The 25,251-nt window shown below is 70.1% G+C and carries 19 protein-coding genes and 2 CRISPR repeat arrays; of the genes, 17 read left to right on the top strand and 2 right to left on the bottom strand.

Annotation, left to right across the window (positions count from 1 at the left end):
* Positions 1 to 98: 98 nt before the first annotated feature.
* Positions 99 to 782, top strand: coding sequence for a glycerophosphodiester phosphodiesterase (locus tag ABEE00_RS09595; protein ID WP_345744875.1), 684 nt, complete (start codon positions 99 to 101; stop codon positions 780 to 782).
* A gap of 36 nt (positions 783 to 818) precedes the next feature.
* Here ABEE00_RS09595 and ABEE00_RS09590 read toward each other — a convergent pair whose 3' ends face one another.
* Positions 819 to 1,379 (bottom strand): GNAT family N-acetyltransferase, encoded by a 561-nt coding sequence (locus ABEE00_RS09590; protein WP_345744874.1) that lies wholly within the window; start codon positions 1,377 to 1,379, stop codon positions 819 to 821.
* A gap of 116 nt (positions 1,380 to 1,495) precedes the next feature.
* Between ABEE00_RS09590 and ABEE00_RS09585 the strand changes: the two genes are divergently transcribed.
* The 16 genes from ABEE00_RS09585 to ABEE00_RS09510 all read left to right on the top strand — a co-directional run bounded on the left by ABEE00_RS09585 (position 1,496) and on the right by ABEE00_RS09510 (position 24,081).
* The gene (locus ABEE00_RS09585; RefSeq protein ID WP_345744873.1) at positions 1,496 to 1,888 is read left to right on the top strand and encodes a VOC family protein; all 393 of its coding nucleotides are present in this window, start codon (positions 1,496 to 1,498) and stop codon (positions 1,886 to 1,888) included.
* Positions 1,889 to 2,096: 208 nt separating this feature from the next.
* Positions 2,097 to 2,711: a DUF5134 domain-containing protein gene (locus ABEE00_RS09580; protein ID WP_345744872.1), complete on the top strand. Its 615-nt coding sequence runs from the start codon at positions 2,097 to 2,099 to the stop codon at positions 2,709 to 2,711.
* Positions 2,712 to 2,976: 265 nt separating this feature from the next.
* Positions 2,977 to 3,915 carry a M56 family metallopeptidase gene (locus ABEE00_RS09575; RefSeq protein WP_345744871.1) on the top strand — a complete coding sequence of 313 codons (939 nt, stop codon included), beginning with the start codon at positions 2,977 to 2,979 and terminating at the stop codon, positions 3,913 to 3,915.
* A gap of 330 nt (positions 3,916 to 4,245) precedes the next feature.
* Positions 4,246 to 4,941: a phosphatase PAP2 family protein gene (locus ABEE00_RS09570; RefSeq protein WP_345744870.1), complete on the top strand. Its 696-nt coding sequence runs from the start codon at positions 4,246 to 4,248 to the stop codon at positions 4,939 to 4,941.
* Positions 4,938 to 5,633 (top strand): HAD family hydrolase, encoded by a 696-nt coding sequence (locus ABEE00_RS09565; RefSeq protein ID WP_345744869.1) that lies wholly within the window; start codon positions 4,938 to 4,940, stop codon positions 5,631 to 5,633. The genes ABEE00_RS09570 and ABEE00_RS09565 overlap by 4 nt, the downstream gene beginning before the upstream one ends.
* A 157-nt stretch (positions 5,634 to 5,790) precedes the next feature.
* A complete protein-coding gene (locus tag ABEE00_RS09560; protein WP_345744868.1) occupies positions 5,791 to 6,915 on the top strand; it encodes a tyrosine-type recombinase/integrase in 1,125 nt (374 codons plus the stop codon).
* A 157-nt stretch (positions 6,916 to 7,072) separates the two neighbouring features.
* Entirely contained in the window at positions 7,073 to 7,258 is a 186-nt protein-coding gene (locus ABEE00_RS09555; protein WP_345744867.1) for a hypothetical protein, read from the top strand.
* A 422-nt stretch (positions 7,259 to 7,680) separates the two neighbouring features.
* Positions 7,681 to 10,210: a CRISPR direct-repeat array (repeat unit 29 nt; unit sequence CGGATCACCTCCGCCTGCGCGGAGAGCAC).
* Between the two features lie 200 nt (positions 10,211 to 10,410).
* Positions 10,411 to 13,299, top strand: coding sequence for a CRISPR-associated helicase Cas3' (cas3, locus tag ABEE00_RS09550; protein ID WP_345744866.1), 2,889 nt, complete (start codon positions 10,411 to 10,413; stop codon positions 13,297 to 13,299).
* Between the two features lie 151 nt (positions 13,300 to 13,450).
* Entirely contained in the window at positions 13,451 to 14,977 is a 1,527-nt protein-coding gene (gene casA / locus ABEE00_RS09545) for a type I-E CRISPR-associated protein Cse1/CasA (protein ID WP_345744865.1), read from the top strand.
* A 51-nt stretch (positions 14,978 to 15,028) separates the two neighbouring features.
* Positions 15,029 to 15,694, top strand: coding sequence for a type I-E CRISPR-associated protein Cse2/CasB (gene casB / locus ABEE00_RS09540; protein WP_345744864.1), 666 nt, complete (start codon positions 15,029 to 15,031; stop codon positions 15,692 to 15,694).
* Between the two features lie 54 nt (positions 15,695 to 15,748).
* A complete protein-coding gene (gene cas7e, locus ABEE00_RS09535) occupies positions 15,749 to 16,924 on the top strand; it encodes a type I-E CRISPR-associated protein Cas7/Cse4/CasC (RefSeq protein WP_345744863.1) in 1,176 nt (391 codons plus the stop codon).
* Positions 16,921 to 17,760 carry a type I-E CRISPR-associated protein Cas5/CasD gene (gene cas5e, locus ABEE00_RS09530; RefSeq protein ID WP_345744862.1) on the top strand — a complete coding sequence of 280 codons (840 nt, stop codon included), beginning with the start codon at positions 16,921 to 16,923 and terminating at the stop codon, positions 17,758 to 17,760. Before cas7e ends, cas5e begins: the two co-directional genes overlap by 4 nt.
* Positions 17,757 to 18,404, top strand: coding sequence for a type I-E CRISPR-associated protein Cas6/Cse3/CasE (gene cas6e, locus ABEE00_RS09525; protein WP_345744861.1), 648 nt, complete (start codon positions 17,757 to 17,759; stop codon positions 18,402 to 18,404). The genes cas5e and cas6e overlap by 4 nt, the downstream gene beginning before the upstream one ends.
* 53 nt (positions 18,405 to 18,457) lie before the next feature.
* Positions 18,458 to 19,381 carry a type I-E CRISPR-associated endonuclease Cas1e gene (gene cas1e, locus ABEE00_RS09520; protein ID WP_345744988.1) on the top strand — a complete coding sequence of 308 codons (924 nt, stop codon included), beginning with the start codon at positions 18,458 to 18,460 and terminating at the stop codon, positions 19,379 to 19,381.
* Positions 19,382 to 19,384: 3 nt separating this feature from the next.
* Positions 19,385 to 19,702 (top strand): type I-E CRISPR-associated endoribonuclease Cas2e, encoded by a 318-nt coding sequence (gene cas2e / locus ABEE00_RS09515; RefSeq protein ID WP_345744860.1) that lies wholly within the window; start codon positions 19,385 to 19,387, stop codon positions 19,700 to 19,702.
* An 18-nt stretch (positions 19,703 to 19,720) separates the two neighbouring features.
* A CRISPR array of direct repeats spans positions 19,721 to 22,801; the repeat unit is 29 nt; unit sequence GTGCTCTCCGCGCAGGCGGAGGTGTTCCG.
* Positions 22,802 to 23,163: 362 nt separating this feature from the next.
* The gene (locus ABEE00_RS09510) at positions 23,164 to 24,081 is read left to right on the top strand and encodes a DUF5655 domain-containing protein (protein ID WP_345744859.1); all 918 of its coding nucleotides are present in this window, start codon (positions 23,164 to 23,166) and stop codon (positions 24,079 to 24,081) included.
* Between the two features lie 96 nt (positions 24,082 to 24,177).
* Here ABEE00_RS09510 and ABEE00_RS09505 read toward each other — a convergent pair whose 3' ends face one another.
* The gene (locus tag ABEE00_RS09505) at positions 24,178 to 24,927 is read right to left on the bottom strand and encodes a DNA-methyltransferase (protein WP_345744858.1); all 750 of its coding nucleotides are present in this window, start codon (positions 24,925 to 24,927) and stop codon (positions 24,178 to 24,180) included.
* Between the last annotated feature and the right edge of the window lie 324 nt (positions 24,928 to 25,251).

The following is a 25,251-nucleotide window of genomic DNA, read 5'->3' as shown; positions in this document are numbered from 1 at the left end:
CCACCGCACATCCACCCGCCGTTCACCAGCCCCCGCAACACGCCGGATAGTGTCTCCCCACGCGCCCACAACAAGACCCGCACGAAAGCGAGCCACCCTTGTCACTCCTCACCGTCGGCCACCGCGGCGTCATGGGGGTCGAGCCCGAGAACACCCTGCGCTCCTTCGTACGCGCCGAACGCGAAGGACTCCCCTTCATCGAGCTGGACCTGCACCTGAGCAAGGACGGCGCGCTGGTCGTCATGCACGACGCCGACGTGGACCGCACCACCGACGGCAAGGGCCCGATCGGCGACTTCACCCTCGCCGAGCTGCGCGAACTCGACGCGGGCGAGGGCGAGCGCATCCCCGTCTTCGAGGAGGTGCTGGACGCCGTCTCGGCCCCGCTCCAGGCGGAGATCAAGGACCGCGCGGCGGCGCGCGTGCTGGCCGGCGTGATCGAGGAGCGCGGGCTGCACGAGCGGATCACCGTCATCTCGTTCCACGACGAGGCCCTGCGCGAGACCCGTTCGCTGCTGCCCGACATCCCCCTCGTACTCGTCGCGGGCAAGTCCTCGCCGAGCGTGCCCGACCGCGCTCAGGAGGTGGGCGCGGGGATGGTCTCCTGCGAGCTCAAGCACCTCACCGAGGAGATCGTCGGCCGCTGCCACGAGGCCGGGATCAAGGTCATCAGCTGGACAGTCAACACCGAGGACGAGCTGGCCCGCGCCCGCGAGCTGGGCCTGGACGGCGTGGTCACGGACATGCCGGAGATCCACCGCGCCGCGTCGGCGACCGCCTGAGCGGCACGGCCCGGCCGCCCCGGCGGTTCAGTCCCGTCAGCCCAGCCGCTTGACCAGCAGCTCGAAGGCCAGATCGTCGCGCTGCGGGATGCCGAAGCGCTCGTCGCCGTACGGGAACGGGATCAGCTCCCCCGTGCGTACGTAGCCGCGGCGCTCGTACCAGGCGATCAGGTCATCGCGCTGCCGGATCACCGTCATGTGCATCTCGGGCAGGCCCCACTCCTCGCGCGCGACGCGCTCCGCCTCGGCCAGCACCCGCTTGCCGAGGCCGCCGCCCTGCGCGGTGGGGCGCACCGCGAACGTGCCGAAGTAGGCGTGTTCCCCGCGGTGTTCGATCTGGCAGCAGGCGACCGTCTCGCCGTCCAGCTCGGCCACCAGCAGGCGCCCGTGCGGCGCGCTCACCACGGCGGCGATCCCCTCGGGATCGGTGCGCTGCCCCTCCAGCAGGTCCGCCTCGGTGGTCCAGCCGGCCCGGCTAGCGTCGCCACGGTACGCCGATTCGACGAGCGCGACGAGTGCGGGGATGTCCTCCTCGTCCGCCGCGCGAAAGGCGGGGACCGCGGTGGCGGAGGGGGTCGGGAGCTGCGCGTTGTCCATGGTGAGCGAGGGTAACCCGGCTTCCTGTGACGCCGGTCCCGGGCCTCGTTCCCCGCCTGCGGCTCTCGTACCACGCCTGCGGCTCTCGTACCGCGCCTGCGACTAGGGTCCGGAGCATGGTGAACGTACTGAGCAGCAGGGTTCTGCTGACGCCCACCGACCCCGAGCGGTCCAGGGCGTTCTACGGAGAGAAGCTGGGCCTCTCGGTGTACCGGGAGTTCGGCGAGGGCCCCGAGCGCGGCACCGTCTACTTCCTCGGCGGCGGGCTGCTGGAGGTCTCGGGCCGCGCGGAGGAGCCGCCCGCGCCGGGCATGCGGCTGTGGATCCAGGTCCCCGACGCACAGCAGGCGCACGGGGAGCTCGCGGGCGCCGGTGTGGACGTCCTGCGGCCGCCGAAGAAGGAGCCCTGGGGCCTGATCGAGATGTGGATCGCGGACCCCGACGGGGTGCGGATCTGCGTGGTGGAGGTGCCGGGCGACCACCCGATGCGCTACCGCCCCACCGTCTGAGCCGCACCCTCGGAAAGCCCCCGCACCGGTCCCGTGGCCGGCCGTACGCCGCCGCCGTGACCAGCGGTGCGCCCTCGCCGTGCCGCCGTTGCGCGGGCGCGCGCCCCGCCGCCACGCGACCGGTGCTCCCCCGTTGCGCCCGTGCGCTCCCGTGTGCGGAGCGGAGGCGGGCATTCTCCCCTCGGAGACGAACGCGGGGAGGTTGGCGATGCACGGCCCGGCGACGGTCGGCTGGCTCCTGGTGGCGCTCTGTGCGCTGACCGGCGTCTCCTGTCTGCTGCGGGCGAGGGGGGCGGTGGCCCCGCAGCGGAGGGCGGCCGGGAGCGAGGCCCTCATGGGTTTCGGTATGGCGGTGATGGCAGTGCCCGCCACACCGGTACGGACCGCGCCCCCGGCCGTGTTCGCCGCACTGTTCGCCGCCGCTGCCGCATGGGAGCTGGTGCTCGCCCGCGAGCACTTCTCCACGCGGCGGGGATCCGGGCACCACATGCACCACCTGCACCACGCGCTCGGCGCGCTGGCCATGGTCTACATGGCGCTGGCGATGCCCGGCGCAGGCGCAGGGCACCACCACGCAACGACCATGGAAACGGCGGGAGTTCCCCTGCTCACGGGCGCGCTGCTGGCGTACTTCGCGGCGTACGTCCTGGGTACGGGGGCGAGGCTGATGACCCCTGGCGGGGCCGTGCCGGGAGCGGGCGGCACAGCGTCGGCCCCGGACACCCGCCCCGGCACCGGCCGCGTACGGGACGAACCGGCGTTCGCGCTGGCCTGCCGACTGGCCATGGGGACCGGCATGTTCGCGATGCTGGTGACGCTCTGACCCCCGCACAGGAGCGACAGGCTCCCGCTCCTGTGCGGAGGTGAGAGCGGAACCGGCGCAACGGGGCCGGCGAACGGGGCCGGCTGAGCGGAACCGGCGGAACAGCACCAGCGGAACGAGCCCGGCAAGGGCACACGAAGACCGACTCGGGGGGGCCGGGGGGGGGCAGGCCTGGTACCGGTTGGGGCAACACCAGGGTGGCTTACGTCACTTCTGCGCGAAGAGGCGTACCGCCCGGCAGCGCGGGCCTCATAGTGTGGCGCCCATGATGGTCCCCCTGGCACTGATGCTTCTGGCCGGGCTGGCCGCCGCCGTCGCACCCCGGGTGCTCACCCGCTCCTCCTGGCCCGACCGCGAGCCCGTGCTCGGCCTCTGGGTGTGGCAGTGCGTCGTCGCGGGCGTGCTGCTGTGCTGCGTACTGGCCATGGCCCTGTCTGCCGCCGTCGCCTGGCAGGCCGTGGGGGAACACGTCTTCGCGCCCGCGCCCCGCGGCGTGATGGAGGCGTACGCGCCCGGGACGCACGGTCGCTGGGCCGGCGCCCTCGCGGTGCTGCTGGCCTGCGGCGGCGCGTGGACCGGCGCGATGCTGCTGCGCGAGGTGCGGGACGCGCGCACGCGGCGGCGGATGCGCCGCGCCGAACTCCGCGCACGCTCGCCCCGCCTGCCCGGCGAGGAGCCCGCCTCGGAGGAGCGTCTGGTGGTCCTGGAGGGCGCGCGCCCCGACGCCTGGTGGCTGCCGGGCGGCGCGCCCCAGCTCGTGATCACGACGGCCGCGCTGCGGCGGCTCAAGGGGCGGCAGCTCGACGCCCTGGTCGAGCACGAACAGGGCCACGCGCGTGCCCGCCACGACTGGCTGCTGCACTGCTCCTCGGCGCTGGCGGCCGGGTTTCCCCGGGTGCCGGTGTTCGCCGCGTTCCGCGACCAGGTGCACCGGCTGGTGGAGCTGGCGGCCGACGACGTGGCCTCGCGGCGGTACGGGCGTCTGACGTTCGCCCTCGCGCTGGTCGAACTGAACGAGGACCGCGGCGTGTTCGGCCCCTGCCCCTCACCCCTGGCCCAGGTGCCGCAGCGCGTGCACCGGCTGCTCGCGCCCGCGCCGCGGCTCCCCGTGGGACGGCGGCTGCGGATGACGGCGTGCGCCGCGCTGGTCCCGGTGGTCCCGCTGCTGGTCACCTTCATCCCGGGGCTCTCGGCGCTGCACTGAGAGCAGTGCACTCCGTTGGGAGCGCTGCACTCCGTTGAGAGCGCCGCTCCGCGCTGAGAGCAGCGCACTCCATTGGGAGCGCTGCTCCCCGCTGAGAGCAGTGCACTGGGCTGAGAACGCCGCACTTCGCCGAGAGCGTTGCTCCGCACTGAGAGCGCTGCTCTGAGCCGAGAGCACTCCTCCGCAATGAGAGCACTGCTCCGCACAGAGAACACTGCACTCCGCCGAGAGCATTGCTCCGTGCTGAGAGCGCTGCTCTGAGCCGAGAGCGCTGCGCTGCCCACTCCCGGAAGGCAGCCACACCCGCGGGCCGCACACTAGGATCACCGCATGCCCGGCCCAACTCCCCCACGTGCCGCGCCCCTCCTTCTCGCCGCGCTCCCCCTCGCAGCACTGTCCGCGTTCGTGCTCCTCTGCGCCGCCGCCGGATGGCAGCCGCTCATGGAGCTGGACCGCACCGTCGCCGTGCGCCTGCACGAAGAGGCCCTCGCGCACCCGGGGTGGACCCGTACCCACCGGGTGCTCACCGACTGGGTGTGGGACCCGCTGACCGTGCGGCTGCTGCTCGCGGCCGCCGCGCTCTGGCTGCTCACGCGCGGCGAATGGCCCCTCGTGCTGTGGATCGCCGCAACGGCCCTGGTGGCGGCGGGAGTTCAGCAGGGGCTCAAGGCCGCGCTCGGGCGCGACCGCCCGCGCTGGAGCCAGCCCGTCGACTCCGCGCACTATGCGGCGCTGCCCTCGGGGCACGCCATGACCGCCGCCTTCGGCTGCGTACTCCTGCTGTGGCTGGCGCACCGCGCCGGGCTCTCCGCCCGCGTGCGACGGCTCGCGCTGGCCGCCGCCTGCGTCTCGGTCGCGGGGGTCAGCCTCACCCGCGTATGGCTCGGCGTGCACTGGGTGAGCGACACGGTGGCCGGCGCCCTGCTCGGCACCGCGCTGGCGCTCGCGGCGGCCGCCGGGGGCAACGCCCTTGCCGCGCGTCGGCATTGGCAGGCGCACAGCGATCCCGGCAGTATCCGGGCATGACGATCAAGGGCGTGCTCTTCGACTTCTCCGGAACGCTGATGCACATCGAACCGGCCGAACACTGGCTGCGCGCCGCGCTGGAGCGCACCGGACTCACCCTGCCCGAGGGCGAATTGGCCCGGTACGCGCAGGAGCTGGAGGAGGCGGGCGCGCTCCCCGGCGGCTCCACCCCGGCCCATCTGCCGCCGGACCTGCGCGAGTTGTGGGAGGTGCGGGACCGCGACGCGCGCCGCCACCGCGAGCTGTACACCGGGCTCGCCCGCCGGGTCGCGCTCCCCGACCCCGCGCTGTACGACGCGCTCTACGACCGCCACAAGCTGCCGGACGCCTGGGAGCCCTACCCGGACGCGCGCGCCGTGCTGGAGGAGCTGCACCTGCGCGGCGTTCCCGCGGCCGTGGTCAGCAACATCGGCTGGGACCTGCGCCCCGTCTTCCGCGCGCACGGTCTCGCTCCGTACGTACGGGACTACGTGCTCTCCTACGAGCTCCACGTGCAGAAACCCGAGCCGGAGATCTTCCGCGCCGGGTGCGCGGCGCTCGGCCTCGGGCCCGAGCAGGTCCTGATGGTCGGCGACAACGCCCGCGCCGACGGCGGCGCCACCGCGCTGGGCTGCGCCTTCCACGAGGTGCCGCCGCTGCGGCCGCAGGAGCGCCCTTCGGCACTGCGCCCGGTGCTCTCACTGGTGCCCTGAGCCGCCGCCCGGCCGCCCGGCCGCTCGGCAGCCGGTCCCGGCAGGCCGGTCTGGGCGATCCCCCGCATCGCCCAGCAAAAACATGTCGCCGCAGGTCACGTGCTATGCAAGGCGCGGGGGGTCAGCAAAATGCCAGCATCAGCACGGAGTCAGCACCTTGGCCACCACTCTCGCCCGCGGCATGGGAACCTTCTTCAAGAAGTGCGACTGCACGAAGCCCACCAAGTGCCCGCACCCCTACACCATCCGGTACCGGGACGCTACCGGCAAACAGCGCGAAGAAGGCGGATACAGGAATCAGGACGCCTCGAAGGACCGCCTCATAGAACTTCACGACGAGCGCAAGAACACTCCGGCTGACGTTGCGGAGCAACGTCAGGAACTCGGTGGCATGCGCTTCGACAAGTTCGCCGAGTCCTGGCTGGGCAAGCAGCGCCACCTCGCCGACGGGTCGCTGCGCGTCATCCTCCCGGCCCTGGAGGGCTGGATCCACCCGCGTCTGGGAAGCCGGCGGGTCAACACCTTCACGCCGCGCGTGGTCGACGAGTTCCTCCTCGACCTGGAGCGGGAAGGCGCCAGCGAAGCTACGCAGAATCGTTCCTTCAAGGTCCTCAAGCGCGTGCTCATCTCCGCATACGAGCAGGGCGCGACACACGGGGATCCGATGCGCGGGGTCGTTGAGCCGCAATACGACCCCGAACGCCCGATCATCCCGACATACGAGGAGAAGCAGCACCTCCGCGACAACGGCGATGAAGACATACGACTCGTCATGGACGTGATGTCGGGATGCGGGGCACGCACGGCCGAAGCCTGCGCCGTCAACATCCACAACATCGTGGCCGACGACGTCTACCGAGTGACGGAACAGATACACAACAAGCGGGTGGAGCGAGCACCGCTCAAGCACCGGAAAGCGGGAGACTTCCGCGAGACTCCGCTGCCGGCCCAGACCCGGAACTCGATCCTCGCCTACTACGAGAGGAACGGGGCAGACGAGGACGGCTTCCTGCTGCGGACTCTCCACGGGAACTACTGGAGCCACGACATCACCCGGTACAGGTGGCTCAAGGCCCGCAAGGCATCTGGCGTCTCAGCCGACATGCGGCTGTACGCGATGCGCCACTACTTCGCCTCCAACTGCCTGTCACGGGGGATCCCGATCACCGACGTCGCCGAGTGGATGGGCCACAAGTCCATCGAGGTCACATTCAAGCTCTACCGACACCTCATGCCGGGTTCCATCACGAGGGCCGCCCTGGTGTTGAACGAAGGTCTGTGACTCGCACCGCAACGTCAACTGTGCTGCACCCTGCCGCGTGCAACCGGCCAACGGTTCCGGTACCGACCCGCGGCATTATCAGCGAATCCCGGCCAAGCCAAACCGTCAGCCGCGTGGACACTCTCCCTCGTCCACCTGCTCGACCCGAGGATCGCCCGTGACAGCACAGTTCATGAACGCCAAGCAGACCGCCGAGTACCTGAACATGTCGATCACCTGGGTGTATCGAGACGCACCAACCGCGGGGCTTGTGCCCTACAAGTTCGGCCAAGGACGCAACGCCAAACTGCAGTTCAGGATTGCCGATGTGCAGATGTGGGCGCGGCAACAGAAGCTCACCTGACAAAGAGCTACTTCAGCCACCAAGCAGGCCCGGGGCGACGTTTGCCGTCTCAGGCAGCAGCCGGCAAGTGGAGCGCAGCGAGGACAAACGGACAGCGTGCCCTGCCCGGCTGCTCGGCTGGGCAGGGCACGCCGTCCGTACTGTCAGGGTCGCCGCTTCAAGCTCTTACAGTGGAGTAAGCGCAAGTCCCGCCTTCCAATTTCGATGCGCCAACTATTAAGCAGTGCCGTCACGAGCCAGCGCTCGACGCGTGCGGAAAGATCACCCCACCCCAGCACGACCTCCTAAATGATCTTGAGGTGCCCACAGGCACGGCTGGGCGGTGTGCGGCCCACTGAACCTATCCGCCCGTAGCAAAGTAGCTTCTTGGCCAAAACCAACCTGAAGCACGACAGCAAGGCATCTGCCGACCCAGCAGTCGTCGGATCACCTCCGCCTGCGCAGAGAACACAACGACCGCGTCCCCACCGAGTTTGTGGCCGCCGGTTTACCTCCACCTGCGCGGAGAGCGCCCGGCGATCTGCTTTGCGGGCACGAACAGCAGCGGAACACCTCCGCCTGCGCAGAGAGCGCGCGGCTCACTGCACTACGAGGTCGGTGAAGAACGGATCACCTCCGCCTGCGCGGAGAGCACGCAATCGCCTTGCCCCACTTCGTGCCGGTGATCGGATCACCTCCGCCTGCGCGGAGAGCACCGCGACCAACGCGTCCACGTCCACCGCCAGCCCGGATCACCTCCGCCTGCGCGAAGAGCACGCGGGCGTCGCGGTGCGCGGCGTGGATCGCGGCGGATCACCTCCGCCTGCGCGGAGAGCACGCCTATCACAGCCGGGTCGAGCGCTCGAAGAACGGATCACCTCCGCCTGCGCGGAGAGCACGACACCCGCAGCAGCCTGCCGAGTTCGCTGTGCGGATCATCTCCGCCTGCGCGGAGAGCACTCCACGTAGCAGATCGACGGCGGGCCCTCGCTCGGATCACCTCCGCCTGCGCGGAGAGCACGTCCTCTCCCCGCTCCAGGCGCAGGAAGAGGTCGGATCACCTCCGCCTGCGCGGAGAGCACGTGCAGGTGAGGGTGAGGCGCTGCGCGAGAAGCGGATCACCTCCGCCTGCGCGGAGAGCACGCAGGCGCATGCTGCTCAGCCCACGCCGTGGCCGGATCACCTCCGCCTGCGCGGAGAGCACATCGCAGGCCACCGGCTTTCTTCCCTGGCCCACGGATCACCTCCGCCTGCGCGGAGAGCACAGGTGGTGGAGAAGGCGCTTGTCGCTGAGGGCCGGATCACCTCCGCCTGCGCGGAGAGCACGGGGGTGGCTTGAGCCTGTGGCGCTCCCCCTTCTGGATCACCTCCGCCTGCGCGGAGAGCACCCCGCCCTCCAGGAGTCCGTGCGTGACCGCAGCGGATCACCTCCGCCTGCGCGGAGAGCACTACATCGGCGCCGTCCGGGTCGCCCCGAACAACGGATCACCTCCGCCTGCGCGGAGAGCACACCGGGCCCTTGCCGGGCTGCCGCTGAGGCGGCGGATCACCTCCGCCTGCGCGGAGAGCACGCCGCCGTCACCCGCCGATCGCGCCGAACGCCGGATCACCTCCGCCTGCGCGGAGAGCACGTAGAAGCCGCCCTCTGCCTGTTCGTCGGCGCCGGATCACCTCCGCCTGCGCGGAGAGCACCGCAGCATCATTTCCCGGAAGGCGCGAAAATCCGGATCACCTCCGCCTGCGCGGAGAGCACCTCACCCGCAAGTAAGCAACAGCTCGCAGGATCGGATCACCTCCGCCTGCGCGGAGAGCACGAACACCGGTCTGCTGGAGCCTGGCGCACCACCGGATCACCTCCGCCTGCGCGGAGAGCACCAACTGAATCACGACCTCGGTGAGGCCTTCTACGGATCACCTCCGCCTGCGCGGAGAGCACGCATGAACGGGACCGCGGACCGAACGGACCGGCGGATCACCTCCGCCTGCGCGGAGAGCACGCCGACCTGCGACGACAGATCGACGCAAAGGACGGATCACCTCCGCCTGCGCGGAGAGCACCAGCCGTGCCGACCCGCCAGCGCGTCAGCCTGCGGATCACCTCCGCCTGCGCGGAGAGCACGGAACGTTCAGGCAGACCACGTATGAGGAGTTCGGATCACCTCCGCCTGCGCGGAGAGCACCTCCAGGGTGGCCCGGTGCGCGCGGGCGCTGTCGGATCACCTCCGCCTGCGCGGAGAGCACCTGTAACCCGGAACAATGCCACCGTTGGCAAACGGATCACCTCCGCCTGCGCGGAGAGCACCCCTCCTCGCTCAGCGCCGCCTCCAGCAGCTCCGGATCACCTCCGCCTGCGCGGAGAGCACATCGCCGAGAGCGCGTCAGCGCCCTGGTTGTTCGGATCACCTCCGCCTGCGCGGAGAGCACGCCGCCGCCGGAATCGAGCTGACCGCCGACGACGGATCACCTCCGCCTGCGCGGAGAGCACACCTCGCCGCCGTCGCCGGACTGAGCAGGCATCGGATCACCTCCGCCTGCGCGGAGAGCACGGCACATCCGCGCGGGTGAGTGGTCGCTGCGCTGGATCACCTCCGCCTGCGCGGAGAGCACGACCCGAAGCAGGGCCAGGATCTCGGCGAGATCGGATCACCTCCGCCTGCGCGGAGAGCACTGGGCCCGCTCCCTGCGCAAGGCTGACCCGTCCGGATCACCTCCGCCTGCGCGGAGAGCACGGGGGTCGGAGCAAGTTAGTGGGCAAGGTGACCGGATCACCTCCGCCTGCGCGGAGAGCACCCGGCCCGGGTCCGCATCCGCTACCCCGCGCACGGATCACCTCCGCCTGCGCGGAGAGCACTGCCGCTCTTCCGCGCTCACGTCCTCGGTGACCGGATCACCTCCGCCTGCGCGGAGAGCACATTCGTGGCGGTGGCACAGCACACCTTTGGCACGGATCACCTCCGCCTGCGCGGAGAGCACACTTCCCGACCTGCACTTCTACAAGCCCTTTGCCATGTTGTTATCAACCTCCCGGGCAGCCAGCAGTCCAGCCGCCTCAACGTGCCGCGTGCTACCAGTTATCACATTTCCTCCAGTAACTTCTGCAAGATCCTGGTCTGTTCGTTGTCAGTGCTGGATGCTCTGATGGGCGCGTTACCGAGAGCGCTAGTGGGGGATCAGTGCGTGGGGTTGCAGGTGTTGAGGTTGATTGTCGGCTCTGGGGCAAGGAATCGGGGCTGGTTCGGCAGTACCCCGTGGTGTGCCATCTGGTGGATACCGCTGCGGTGGCCGGCGCGGTGTGGGACGCGCTGCTGCGGCAGGGGGGAGCCGACAGCCTGGCGGAGCAGGCTGGGTTAGGGCCGGACGATCTGCGGGAGTCCGTGTGCTTCTGGGGCGGCTTACACGACGTAGGGAAGATCAGCCCTGACTTTCAGCAGAAAGTTCCGCGCCTCTACCAGCAGTTGAGCCAGGCAGATCCCTCCTACAGCACGATGGCGTATGAGCGCCCCGAGATCCATCACAGCGAAGCGTCCCAGTGGGCGCTCACGCCTCTGCTGGTGGAACTCGGATACGCCACGGGGAAGTCGGCCCGGCGCCACGCGGCGCATCAGGTGGCGCAGATGCTGGGTGGGCATCACGGGCACTTCTGGCCCGCGATGGGGAGAGGTGAGCTGGCACAACCGCGGCGTGTTCGGCCTCGGCTCGGCACGGGCGTGTGGGAGGAGCAGTGCCATCGGCATGTATCCGTTCTGCACCGGCTGACGGGCGCCAATCCGCTCACCCGGATGTTGCCGACCACGGTGTCCGTGCAGATCTCGGGGCTGATCGTGGTGGCCGACTGGCTGGCGAGCCAGGAGCCGTTCATCAGTGCACGTCAGCCACCAGATCATTGGGACCCCACGTTCGCGGAGCTGGAGGCGCACTGGGAGCGCGCGGCGGCGGACGCGCCCAAGTTGGTGCGGGATGCCGGGTTAGGGCAGGCCCGGTGGGTTGAAGGTGTGTCGTTCGGCAAGCGGTTCGGGTTCGAGCCGAATCCTCTGCAGGCGTCGCTGGCAGCCGAGTTGCCGTCCTTGGTGAAGGGGCCGGGGCTGCTGTTGGTGACCGCGCCGGCGGGCGACGGCAAGACCGAGGCCGCGCTGGAAGCGGCCAACCTGATGGCGAAAGCGTCGAGAGCGGCCGGTATGGGGTTCTCGCTGCCGACCATGGCGACGGCGGATGCGATGTATGAGCGCGTAAAGACGTACGCGCACCGTGCCTTGGAAGAGGATGCCTCGCTGACCCGCGTACACAGCATGGCCTGGTTGGCGGAGGAGTCCGATGGGGAGGCTGCCGCGAAGGTCGCAGGTGCTGGGCGGACGGTGTCCGATGAGGACTCCTCGGTGGAAGCCTCGACCTGGCTGCACGGAACCCGTCGTGGCCTGCTGGCTCCCCTCAGCGTCTTCACCATCGACCAGGGGCTGACCGCCGTTCTGCCGGTGCGGCACAACGCGCTGCGGTTGCTGGCGCTCTCGCGCAAGGTCCTGGTCGTCGATGAAGCACACGCTTATGGGCCGTGGATGCATGCCCTGCTGATCCGGTTGCTGGAGTGGCTCGGAGCTCTCGGGGCGCCGGTGGTGGTGCTGTCGGCGACGCTCACGGGCAAGGTGTCCCGGTCCCTGGTCGCCGCGTACCTGCGCGGGTGTCAGCCCCACGCGGAGGCGCTCCCCGCGGCGGACGCACATGAGATCAGCTATCCCAGATGGCTGTGGGCCGGCGCGGACGGCACGGTCAGTCGGCCGCGCTCGGTGCGCAGCCAGCGTCAACACCGGCTGCGTATCCGAAGCGAGCCGGTGCGCCGGGGTGTTGCGGTGTCGGAACCTGAGCACCGTTCGGCCGTGATCAAGCGGCTGCTGGAGCCGGCCGTCTCCGGCGGCGGATGCGTGCTGGTGTGCTGCACGACGGTCGCGGAAGCGCAGGAGACCTGGCGGGAGTTGAGGGAGTGGTTCCAGGCACGGGAAGCGGAAGGGGAGCGCGTACCGCAGCTCCACCTGCTGCACTCGCGCTACCGGGCCGCAGACCGCGCAAGGCTCACGAAGAGCTGTGAGTCGGCCTTCCGCAAGGAAGGGCCACGGCCGCCTGAGGGCGCCGTGCTGGTGGCCACCCAGGTCGTCGAGCAGTCCTTGGACCTCGACTTCGACCTGGTGGTCAGCGACCTCGCCCCGATGGCGCAGCTCCTCCAACGCGCCGGCCGCTGCCAGCGCCACCGCCTGCACGAGGAGGTACCGGACCCGCATGCCTCCTTGCGACCGGCCTGGATCGCCGCGGACTCGCCGGGCGGAGAGCACGTGGTCGACATGGTCGTCCTGGACCCGGTCGGTGAGGACGGCACTTTCGAGCGGCCTGCATGCTGGGGCGCGGTGTACGACGAGGGTCTCCTGCGGCGCACCAGCGCGCTGCTCGCCGGGCAGGCCGGCGGGACCGTTCGCGTCCCCGAGGATGTGCAGGGCCTCGTCGAAGCGGTGTACGCCGAGGACTTCGCGCGCCTGACAGGCATGTCCGAGGCGGAGGAACGGGCGCTGGTGACGGTGGACGCGGAGCGGCTGGCGGACGAGGCCACGGAGGCGCAGTTGGCCGCCATGGTGCGCATTCCTGCTCCTGCGGACCTGGGCAACGATCTTCACCGACTGAGCGTGACCTCGGTCCCGGTTGACGAGTCGCTGATCGCGACGCGGCTGGGCGCCGACTCGGCGCGGCTGGTGTGCGTGTACGAGCAGCCGGGAAGCCGATGGACGCTGGATGAGGCGGGCTCCGTACCGGTGCCGGGCTTGGACGACCGAGCCGTTGTGACCGCTGCCGCCGCCCGGACCATCGCCGCATCCGTGATCCCAGTGCCGGGAAGCTGGGTCGGCGAGGGCGCCGAGCTGATGGATCTCCCCGACGCCTGGCGCGCGAATTCCACACTGCGCGGCTGGTCGCTTCTGCCCATGAAGCGGGACAGCGAGGGTCGTTGGCGCGGTCGGCTGCGGCCAGGACTGGTCGGGTACGGCCATTCGGGTCTCTTACCGATGTCCGATTCCGCGGAAGGCTAGCGTCGTCCGTCTCGCAAGCCGTCACCCTCGCTCTCGCGAGGATCTCAAGGCGTCGCGCTGACCGACGTCCGCGGCTCACCCCCGCATCTGCGAGGACAGCGTGAGCGTACCCGTCCCACCGTGCTTCTCACCGTACGGAAGGCACACGTACATGCCTGCGAACCCCCGATATCTCCTGACCACCGAGCCGTGGATCGGCGTCCGCTGGATATCCGCGGCCTCCGGGCCTCCGGCGCTCGGCTTACGCGACGTCCTGGCCCGCTCCCATGAGATCGCCGCCCTCACCGTGGCTCCGCCGCCCGCCCTGGCAGCGCTGTATCGGATCCTCTACGCCGTCACCGCACGCGTCGCCGGCCTCGATGAGGCCTGGGACGGCCGGGACGACTGGCTGAACCGGCGCGAGGACGTGCTGGAGAACGGCATCGACCCACAGCGGGTGGACGACTACTTCGCACCGCGCGCGGAACGCTTCGACCTCTTCGGCCCGCGCCCGTTCCTCCAGGACCCGCGGCTGGCGGAGGAGTGCTCGAAGACTGCTGGCGTGAACAAGCTGATCTACGGCCGCGCGGCGGGCAACAACCAGGTCTGGTTCGGGCACCACCGGGACGCCAGCCCGCACCGGCCCTCCTCCCCCGAAGCCGCGCTGAACTTGCTGATCTGGCTCTACTACGGGCCCTCCGGCCGCTGCGCCACCCGCACGGTCAGCGCCACCAGCGCAGCCGACGTCTCCGCCGGACCGCTGCGCACCAGCCTCTCCTACCACCCCGAAGGCACCAGCCTCCTCGAAACTCTGCTCGCCGGTCTGACGCCACCGGAGAGCACCGTGCGGCGCGATGACGACCTGTGCCCGTGGGAGCTCGAAGACCTGCCGAACCCGCTCAAGCCGCGGTCCGAGGCCACCGGCATCTGCGGGCGCCTGACCGGAGGCTGGCAGCACGCGCTACTCCTGGTCCCCGACAGCGACGGTCAGAAGGTCCAGGACGCCTACATCACCTGGGCCCGCCGCACGAAGGCTCCGAGGACCGACGACACCTACCTGATCTGGCAGACGAGCCAGCAGAACAACAACTACCCGCGCCCCGCCGACTCGGGCCGCGCCCTGTGGCGAGACCTCGACGCACTCCTGCTCACCGAGACCAGCGGCTCCAGCAAGCCACAGCGCCCCGCCGTACTCGCCAGCACCGCCGAACTGGAGGAGATCCTCGACCGGTTGGCCCTGCGCGCCCTGGGTTTCGAGCAGGACGGGAAGACCAAGGACGTCCAGTTCGTCTCGGCGGTCACGCCCGCCGTCCTGGGAGCCATCGAGGAACGTGAGCCCGCCACCGCCCGCAGCATCGGCGACCTCCGCAAGACCGGCGAGCTCTACGGAAACCGCCTGGTGTGGGCCGTGAAGCGTGCCTGGGCTGCCCTCACCGACACCTCGACGGCCGACTGCGCATGGTCCGAGCAGGCCAAGGCGCTGTACTGGCCGGACGCAGAAGAGCAGTTCTGGGCCCGCGTACGCGACCGGAACTTCGAGGGGGCCTGGCGCGACTTCCGCCGCCTGGCCGAGGTCCACTTCGACGCCGTCACCCGCGACGCCCCGCTGACCCCTCGCGCCGCGAAGGCCGTGGAGAGCGCCCGTCTGGAGCTGTACGGCGGTCGCGCCAAGCGGAAGCCCGCCGCCACGGCGCGCTGACGCCGACCGCGGTCTCCCTCACTCACCCCCATCTCGAAGGGATGGACTCCCATGCCTGACCCCGCCACACCCACCGCGCCCGCCTCCGCTGCCCGGGCTCCCTCCGACGCCTACCGGCACGCCGAGAAGTTCGTGAACTGGGTGTACGACCAGTGCGAGGACCCGGGACGCCGGGCAGCCCTGCGAAGTGGCCTCGGTCATCCGCTGGACAAGTGCCGGCGCATGCACGCGGTCATCGCCCACCGCGTCCCCCGGCAGTACGGCGAGCCCACCGAGCGCGCCTACTACGCGATCGCCGCCATGGTCGCCTCGCTCCCGCCCGCCGCACGCCGAAGTACGGCAGCCGGAAAGCCGGCACAGGCTGACACCGCCCGGAACCTCGGCCGCTGTCTCGCCGACAGTCAGGTGCGGCAGACCACGGCGGAAGCGCGCCTGAGTCTGCTGTCCCGGCAGAGCCTGGCCGGTCTTCACCGCCACCTGCCGCCCACCGTACGGATGTTGGCCGACCGCCCCGGGGCCGTCGACTTCGCCCAGCTGCTGTTGGACCTCATCCGCTGGGACAAGCGCCGGGACCAGGTTGCTCGTTCCTGGCTTCAGACGTACTACCGCGCGGCCTTCGAGGCGGAGCGCAAGGCCGCACAGGAAGCCGACGAGGGCGAGGCACCGTCCGCTCCCGCCCACGACGCGGACAGCGGCACCGCCGAACCCGCCAACTGACCACCGACAGCCGATTCTCGGAGCACTTCCCTCAGCCAAAGGAGCACCACCGCCATGACCGCCATCGCCGGCCGCTTCATCGAAGCGCACATCATCCAGGCCGTGCCGTACGCCAACCTCAACCGCGACGACACCAACTCCGTCAAGACCGTCGAGTTCGGCGCCGCCAACCGCACCCGGGTCAGCAGCCAGTCGTGGAAGCGCGCCATGCGCGTACGCCTGCAACGGCACCTGGGCGAGGAGGCCATGCGCACCCGCCGCCTCGCCAGCCGCATAGAGCGCCACCTGGTCGACGACCGCGGCTGGCCGCAGGAGTTGGCCTCCCGCGCGGGCCAGCACATCGTGGTCGCCAGCAGCATCGACGCCGAGCCGCCCAGGAGGGAGGAGGGCGACACCGCCTGGACGACCACCGCCATGGTCTACGTCCCCGACACCGCGGTAGCCGAGCTCGCCGACCTCGCCGAGGAGCACCGCGAGGCCCTGGAAAACGCCAAGGGCAGCAAGACCCTCAAGCAGAAGGACGCGCTCGTCCCCACCGACAAGGTCGATAACGTCCTGCGCTCGCGGAACGGCGTGATCAACCTCTTCGGCAGGATGCTCGCCCAGGTCGGCGAGGCCAAGGTCGACGGCGCCGTTCAGGTCGCGCACGCCTTCACCACGCACAGCACCGACACTGAGATCGACTACTTCAGCGCCGTCGACGACGTCACCGCCGACTGGGCGGACACCACCGGCAGCGCCCACATGGGCCACGCCGAACACAGCGCCGGCGTCTTCTACCGCTACGTCGTCCTCGACCTCGACGACCTGCTGCACAACCTCGGGGGTGACATGGACGCCGCACGCCGCCTCGCCACCGGCTTCCTCGAAGCCGCCCTGCTGTCCCTGCCGCAGGCCAAGAAGAACAACACCGCCGCCCACACCATCCCCGAGCTGGTGCACGTGGCCGTTCGCAGCGACCGCCCCGTCTCCTACGCCTCCGCCTTCGAACAGCCCGTCCGGCACGGACGGGATGGCGGCCACACCGCCCCCTCCATCAAGGCGCTCGCCGAATACGCCGACGCCGTACAGCGCGTGCTGGGCGGCGACCACGCCCTCTACAGCGCCCACACCTCCCTCGTCACCAAGGACATCACCGGCCTCGGCGACCACATCGACTCCTTCGAGGACCTCACCTGCGGCGCCGTCGACGCGGCCCTCACCCCCGCGCCCGCGGAGCAGCCAGCATGAACGACAACTCCTCCCCGCAACAGCGCGGCTTCCTGATACAGCTCGCCGCCCCGCTCCAGTCCTGGGGCGAACGCTCCCGCTTCGTCCACCAGCGGGACACCGCCGCAGCACCCACCCGCTCCGGCCTGATCGGCATGCTGGCCGCCGCACACGGCCGCCAACGCGAGGAACCGTGCGAGGACTTGGCTCCCTTACGTTTCACCGTGCGCCTCGACCGCCGCGGCACCCACCTGCGGGACCTGCACACCGTCGGCGGCGGCATGCCCCGTCACCTCACCGTGGCCACCGCCGAGGACAAGCGCCGCAGCGGTGACAAGGCGACCCTGCTCTCCCACCGCTTCTACCTCCAGGACGCGGTCTTCACCGTCGCCGTCACCAGCGACGACACCGCCCTCCTGGAGCGGTGCGCGGCCCGGCTGCGCAGGCCGCGGTGGGCGCCCTACCTCGGACGACGGTCCTGTCCGCCCAGTGGCCCGCTGGTGCTCACGAAGGTCACCGCGGACGCCGCCACCCACCTGCTCCACCTCCCCCTCGCCCGTACGGCGCCGCGGCCGGGCTCGAGACAGCAGGACTCCACGGTCTCCGTCGAGTTCACCACTGACGCCCCGCTCAGCAGCCTGCTGCTCGAGTCCTGCGGCCAGGGGGAGACGGTTGCCGGAGAGGCCCAGGACGACCCGATCTCCTACTTGCCGCTGGATCGCCGCTACCGCACGCGTCCGGTGCACCGCAGCACTCTCCACCGCCCCGCCGGCCAGTGCGGCGGCCTCGGCACCGACTACCTCAACCGCCTCAGTACCTACCTCACCGACAACGAACTGGGGGTGTCCTCTTCATGAGCCCCGCCCTGTGGGTCACACAGATCCTCCCGGACACCCGGGCCAGCAACGACGCGCAACGCGACGTCGAGAACGCCGTCGACCTGCACCGCAGCGTGATGCGCCTCTTTCCCGACGGCCTCGGCGACACCGCCCGCCAGACCGCCAGCGTCCTCTTCCGCCTGGACGAAGGCCCCGCAGGACACCAGATCCTCATCCAGAGCGCCGTCGAACCCGACCTCACCCGCCTGTCTCCCGGCTACGGGAAGGCGCGTACGAAGGAACTCACCCCGCTGCTGGCCGCATTGCGGCCCGGAGCGCTCGTCCACTACCGGATCACGGCCAACGCCACCCGGAAGCTCGGCAAGAACACCACCGCCGGCCGCCCCAAACAGCTCGTCCCGCTGCACGGGCAGGAAGCCGAGGAGTGGTGGCTCCGCCAGGCCGAACGCGCCGGGCTGCAACCGCGCACCGTCCAGAACACCGCGCTGAGCGACGCCACCGGCCGCCGCCAGGGCCAGCACCGCATCACCCACGCCCGGACCCGCTTCGACGGCCTGGCCGAAGTCCACGACGTCGAAGCGCTGACCGAGCAGATCGCCACCGGCATCGGCCGCGGCAAGTCCTACGGGTGCGGCCTCCTCAGCGTCGCACCCGCCCGGTGAACCACCGCGCGTACGGCCAGGCGCGTCGCCGCCTGGCCGTACCCACCGCCGCCATGCTGCCGCGGGTCGGCGACAGCCTCTCGTTCCTCTACCTGGACATCGCCCGCGTCGTGCAGGACGACACAGGAGTCGACGCCGTCGTGGAGACCCCCGACGGAGAACAGCGCATCCCCCTGCCCACCGCCGCCCTCAGCTGCCTGCTCCTCGGCCCCGGCGTCTCCATCACCACCCGCGCCCTGACCACACTCGCCCGTCACCGCACGACCGTCATCTGCACAGGAAGCGCCGGAGTGCGCTGCTACAGCAGCACCACCCCCGACGCACAGCCCAGCACCTGGCTTGAGACCCAAGCCGCCGCATGGGCATCGCCCGAGAGCCGCGCCCAAGTCGCCCATCGCATGTACCGGATGCGCTTCGGAGACACCGCACCGGCCGACTCCACCATCGCCCAGCTCCGCGGTCTCGAAGGCCAGCGGATGAAGGGCTTCTACCGCACGCTCGCCGCCCAGAACGGCCTACGCCCCTTCAAACGCTCCTACGACCCCGCCGACTGGGACAGCCAAGACCCCGTCAACCAGGCCCTCTCAGCGGCCAACACCTGCCTGTACGGCATCACCCACGCCGCGCTCGCCGCCATCGGCTGCTCCCCAGGGCTGGGCTTCGTCCACAGCGGTACATCCCACGCCTTCGTCTACGACATCGCCGACCTCTACAAGAGCGAACTGACACTCCCACTCGCCTTCTCACTCCACCGCTCCACCGACCCCGAAGGCGACGCACGCCGCTCGTTCCGCGACAACCTGCGGCTCTTCAAACTCCTCCCGCGCATCGTCGCCGACATCCAGAACCTTCTGGAACCCGGCGCGGGCGCGACCCCGGACGATGTCGAAGAAGCCACCGAAGAACTGGTCCACCTCTGGGACCCCAGCGCCGGCCTCCTCGGCGGAGGCGTCAACTACGGCCGCGAGGAGGACTGAGCGATGGCGACCATGACCGTCATCGGCACCACCGCCGTCCCAGACCACGTACGAGGCGCCCTCAGCCGCTGGATGACCGAGACCATGCCCGGCCTCTACGTCGGCACCCTCTCGGGCCGCGTCCGCCACGAACTCTGGGAAGCGGTATCCGCAACGGTGGGCTCCGGCGCCGCGGTACTTCTCCACCCCCAGGCGAACGAGCAGGGCTATGAGATCCGGACCGCGGGCGAACGCAGGCGCCGCCCCATTGACTTGGACGGTTTGGTCCTGGTCGCCATGAATCCCATGGAGGTCGATAACGAAACGGCAAAGGGGGTGTAGGAGCGCAGGTCGGGAAGGGTGCTCTCCGCGCAGGCGGAGGTGTTCCGGGTCCGAGCGTGTTCCGGTTCTGATCCGGTGGGTGCTCTCCGCGCAGGCGGAGGTGTTCCGTTCCCCTCGGTGAACGCGCGCACATCCGCCGTGTGCTCTCCGCGCAGGCGGAGGTGTTCCGAGTCCCGCACTGAAGACGTAGAGACCAACTCAGTGCTCTCCGCGCAGGCGGAGGTGTTCCGGTGCCGCCGGAGGTTTTTCGGGGGGTTGGCCGGTGCTCTCCGCGCAGGCGGAGGTGTTCCGGCGACCGAGGACCAGGCGCAGGCCCTCGGCGTGTGCTCTCCGCGCAGGCGGAGGTGTTCCGGTCAACCTCCGCAAGCGTCAGCGACCGGCGCCGTGCTCTCCGCGCAGGCGGAGGTGTTCCGAATCCGTGATCCAACGAGCCCCGGAGGGCAGCGTGCTCTCCGCGCAGGCGGAGGTGTTCCGGTGCGTTCGGTGAGCGCGTCGGACTCGATCAGGTGCTCTCCGCGCAGGCGGAGGTGTTCCGTCCGCGGAGCAGGAGTCGGTGCTGGAGGGCTGGTGCTCTCCGCGCAGGCGGAGGTGTTCCGCCCGGCGTGGCCCTGGCCGCCGCCGCAGGCGAGTGCTCTCCGCGCAGGCGGAGGTGTTCCGCCCGGCGTGGCCCTGGCCGCCGCCGCAGGCGAGTGCTCTCCGCGCAGGCGGAGGTGTTCCGGTCACGCTGTGGTGGTCCTGGAGCGGGCCCACGTGCTCTCCGCGCAGGCGGAGGTGTTCCGGAGCACACCATGGCCCGCCAGGCACTCACCGAGTGCTCTCCGCGCAGGCGGAGGTGTTCCGGCCGCGATCGTCGCCGAGCAGCACCGGGTGTGGTGCTCTCCGCGCAGGCGGAGGTGTTCCGCCGAGTTCGCCCCGTGCGGGCCGGACGGGCAGGTGCTCTCCGCGCAGGCGGAGGTGTTCCGTCCTCCATCGTCCTTTCGATGCGTCTTACGATGTGCTCTCCGCGCAGGCGGAGGTGTTCCGATGCGTCCATAGGTCAAGTTCTTGTATGGATTGTGCTCTCCGCGCAGGCGGAGGTGTTCCGTCGGGCCGCCTGCGGGCGAGTAGCCGAGGAAGGTGCTCTCCGCGCAGGCGGAGGTGTTCCGGCGGAGCAGGCTCTCGCGGCCGCGGGCATGGGGTGCTCTCCGCGCAGGCGGAGGTGTTCCGGCGACCTCGCGCGCGGTGTCGACGAGGCCCTGGTGCTCTCCGCGCAGGCGGAGGTGTTCCGCCGGGCACGAAGGCGACGCCGAAGGGCCACCGGTGCTCTCCGCGCAGGCGGAGGTGTTCCGCACCGGGGGGCGTGTTGCCAGGGGTTGAATGTGTGCTCTCCGCGCAGGCGGAGGTGTTCCGTGGGACGAGTGGCCGCGCTGGCTGCGGGAGATGTGCTCTCCGCGCAGGCGGAGGTGTTCCGGTGGCGATCCTACGTAGCGCCTTCTCGTCCAGGTGCTCTCCGCGCAGGCGGAGGTGTTCCGCAATCGCGGCTGCGGCCAGCGGACCGTGGGCAGTGCTCTCCGCGCAGGCGGAGGTGTTCCGCCATGCTGGACGTGGTGGAGGACCAGCCTGCGGTGCTCTCCGCGCAGGCGGAGGTGTTCCGCAGACCCTCCCCCGCCCCAGCCTGCGTTTTTCGTGCTCTCCGCGCAGGCGGAGGTGTTCCGTCTGGGATGTGCGCGGTTCCATCGATGTGCCGGTGCTCTCCGCGCAGGCGGAGGTGTTCCGCTGTATTTCACGCTGGTCGGTGCCGTCTTCTAGCGCTCTCCGCGCAGGCGGAGGTGTTCCGTGACCTTGTTCGGCTCAACCTTGGGCGGCTGCGTGCTCTCCGCGCAGGCGGAGGTGTTCCGTCGCCAGCCGAGCCCACGGCACGTACCACGCCGTGCTCTCCGCGCAGGCGGAGGTGTTCCGTTGATCCGGACTGACGGCTCGATTTGTCGGCTGTGCTCTCCGCGCAGGCGGAGGTGTTCCGGGACTCCAGGCGCAGCAGGACAAGATCGAGGCGTGCTCTCCGCGCAGGCGGAGGTGTTCCGGTGACGGTCACCGACACGTGCAGGAACTCCGTGTGCTCTCCGCGCAGGCGGAGGTGTTCCGTGCGCTCCCGGGCGGGAGCTGTAAGGGCTCTAGTGCTCTCCGCGCAGGCGGAGGTGTTCCGACGCTCATCTTCGACTCCGTATCGAGCATCTAGTGCTCTCCGCGCAGGCGGAGGTGTTCCGGCGGCCGGGGCCATTTTTTCGGTGACGCCGAGGTGCTCTCCGCGCAGGCGGAGGTGTTCCGGACACCGGGCGCATCACCGCCCCCGGCATCTCGTGCTCTCCGCGCAGGCGGAGGTGTTCCGGTCCGGTTGCGGTACAGCGCGCCCCCGGCCTCGTGCTCTCCGCGCAGGCGGAGGTGTTCCCTGGACTACCAGAACGACGTGCGGCCGATGGTCGTGCTCTCCGCGCAGGCGGAGGTGTTCCGGTCCGGTTGCGGTACAGCGCGCCCCCGGCCTCGTGCTCTCCGCACAGGCGGAGGTGTTCCGCTCAACCGCTGCCCCGAGTTCGGAACCGGGGAGTGCTCTCCGCGTAGGCGGAGGTGTTCCCGTGGTGGAATCCAATTACCGATCTTTTCCGGCGGTGCTCTCCGCGCAGGCGGAGGTGTTCCGCCGAGGGTGAGCCCGTCGTCTTCGATGTGGATGTGCTCTCCGCGCAGGCGGAGGTGTTCCGCTGCTCGACACCGCGGCCACCGTCCGCTTCTTGTGCTCTCCGCGCAGGCGGAGGTGTTCCGCTCGGCTTGAACCACCCGGCCTCTTTGGCGGCGTGCTCTCCGCGCAGGCGGAGGTGTTCCGCGGTCCATTCACAACATCATCCCTCTCCTCATGTGCGCTCCGCGCAGGCGGAGGTGATCCGCGATGCCGGACGCCACGGTGACTGTGAAGGCCGTGCTCTCCGCGCAGGCGGAGGTGTTCCGACCCCGGACACAGGGCCCGCGAAGCCCGATCCGTGCTCTCCGCGCAGGCAGAGGTGTTCCAACGGCTCGTTCGACGACGTGCTGGTCCCATTCGGTGCTCTCCGCGCAGGCGGAGGTGATCCGTGGAGGAACAGGTCGTGGCGCTGATACTCCGGGTGCTCTCCGCTCAGATGGGGTCATCACCAGTCCTGGTGGCTCCGCAACACGCGGGACTCATATCGCCGGTCATGCCAGCGTCGGGGCCCTTATCGGCCCTGGAGGACTCCAATCCATGGACCATGGTGCTGGCAGTCGTAACCGAGTTTGGTGAACAACGCCCGAGCACCCAGAGACGCGTACCACTTGCACACCACCGTTACCCGTGTACCGACCCACCCGTCACGCACCCGGGGAAGGGAAGCTGGCCGCTCCTCCCTCTGGCCGGAATACGTTCCCAGAGATTCCGATTGTGCTGGGGCAGGAACAGCGCACGAGCGGGGAGAGGCATGAGCGACCTGAAGGTCTTCCGGGTCAGAGAGGGCCGGGCGACGGAGATTCCGGGGGCTTCGGTGGCGGTGGAGCGGGAGCTGCAGTCGCTGATCGAGGCCAACATGGAGGCGATGCTCGGGATCCGGTTCCTGGCCACGGAGTACCGGACCGGTCGGCACCGGGGGCGGGTGGATTCGCTCGGGCTGGATGAGAGCGGCACTCCGGTGATCGTGGAGTACAAGCGCTCGCGGGATCAGAACGTCATCAGCCAGGCGCTGTCGTACCTGGTGTGGCTGCGGGATCACCACCACGAGTTCGAGCGGCTGGTGGCCGACCGGCTCGGGCCGGAGGCGGCCAGGACGGTGGACTGGAGCAACCCGCGGTTGGTGTGCGTGGCGGGGGAGTTCACCTATCACGACACGGTGGCGGTGGAGGAGATCGGTCGCCGGATCGATTTGGTCTCCTACCGGGTCTTCGATGACGTCCTCACGCTGCAGGTAGTCGCCTCCGTCGCCGGGGCCGGAGGGGCTTCCTCGCGGCCGAAGGCTGCGGCGGCGTCACAGAAGGCGGACCCGGTGCCGGCGGTGGGCGTGCAGCAGCGGCTGGAGGGGGCTCCGGCGAAGGTGCAGGAGCTGTTCGCCGCGGTCGATGAGCGGCTGTTGCTGCCGGAGGGGGCGTGGATGGAGCCGCAGCAGCATTACCTGAACTACCGGCGGTTGCAGAAGTTCGCCTCGGTGCGGGTGCTGCCGCGCAAGGAGGTCGTGGCGGTGAATCTGAAGCTGAACCCGAAAAAAGTCCAGTTGGAGAAGGGGTTCACCCGGGACGTGACCGGGATCGGCCGTCTCGGGATCCCGGGGGTCGAGGTGAGCCTGCGCTCGCACGCCGACCTGGAGCGCGCCGAGGAGCTGATCCGGCGGAGCATCGCCGCTTCCTGACCACCGCACGCGAAGGGGCGGTCGCATCCCCGTATCGGGGTGGGCGACCGCCCCTTCGTGCGTTCTGTCCTCTTCTACTGCCTCTCGCCACGGGGGTCACTCCTCGGGTCCGGCGAGGTCGAAGTCGTCCTGGGTCAGCTCGTCGGCCATACGCTGTTCGGCGATCTGCGCGTAGTGGTCGGACAGTTCGATGCCGACGAACTGCCGCCCCTCGCGCAGCGCGGCGACTCCGGTGGAGCCGGAGCCGGTGAAGGGGTCGAGGACGGTGCCGGCGGGCGGGCAGATCTTCACCAGTTCCTGCATGACCTCGACGGGCTTCTGTGTGATGTGCACCCGGTCCTTGCGCGGCTGGCTGGCGGCGTAGAGGCCGGGGAGGTAGACGGGGTTGCGCTCGGCGTCGACCGCTCCCTTAGTGCCCCAGACGATGTACTCACAGGACTGCTTGAGGCGGCCCTTCTGCGGGCGGGAAACCGGCTTGTGCCAGGAGGCGATGCCCCGGAAGGTCCAGCCGGCCGCCTGCAGCGCATCGCTAGTGGTCGAGAGCTGGCGCCAGTCGGAGAAGACCAGCGCGGTGCCGGACTCGACGGTGGCCCGGTAGGACTCGGTCAGCAGCAGCGTCAGCCAGTACCCGTAGGAGCGCTGGTCGCGGTTCTCGCCGGGGAAGTTGGCGAGGTTGTGCTCGGCGTCCGCGGCGGTGTACTTCGCCCGCGCGGTGCGGCCGGTGCGCTCGGCGCTGGTACGTCCGCCGGAATTGTAGGGCGGGTCGGTGATGAGGGCGTCGACGCTGTCGTCCGGAAGGCGGGACAGGACGCTCAGCGCATCGCCTCGGTACAGGGTGTAGGGCATAACGGGGGTTCTCTCTCAGGAAGCGGTGCACGCCCGGACGGCCCAACCGGGCAGGGGCGTGTCAGGGAATTGCTCGCCGAATTGCCCTCGGTGTTCGGGGACTTTGGGGTCGATGCGCGCTGAAGGGTAGTGCGGGGTTCCGGCCGCACCAAGCCAGCAGCGGCCCTTCGTGCGGCGCCTAGGTCGGCTCGTTTGGTGCGGCCGGAATTCGTCTCTACAGTCTCGGCCACGCTCATCGGGAAGGAGCCCCCTCCGTCCCGGTTGAGCTGTGCTGATGTGTGTTTTCCCGTCCAACGGGCGGGGTGTGTCAGCGTTTTGCCTACC

Origin of the sequence: Streptomyces odontomachicola (assembly GCF_039605595.1) — a bacterium.
GTDB lineage: Bacteria > Actinomycetota > Actinomycetes > Streptomycetales > Streptomycetaceae > Streptomyces.
The sequence above is the reverse complement of the archived record's forward strand: the minus strand, read 5'-3'. Positions and strand labels throughout refer to the sequence as shown.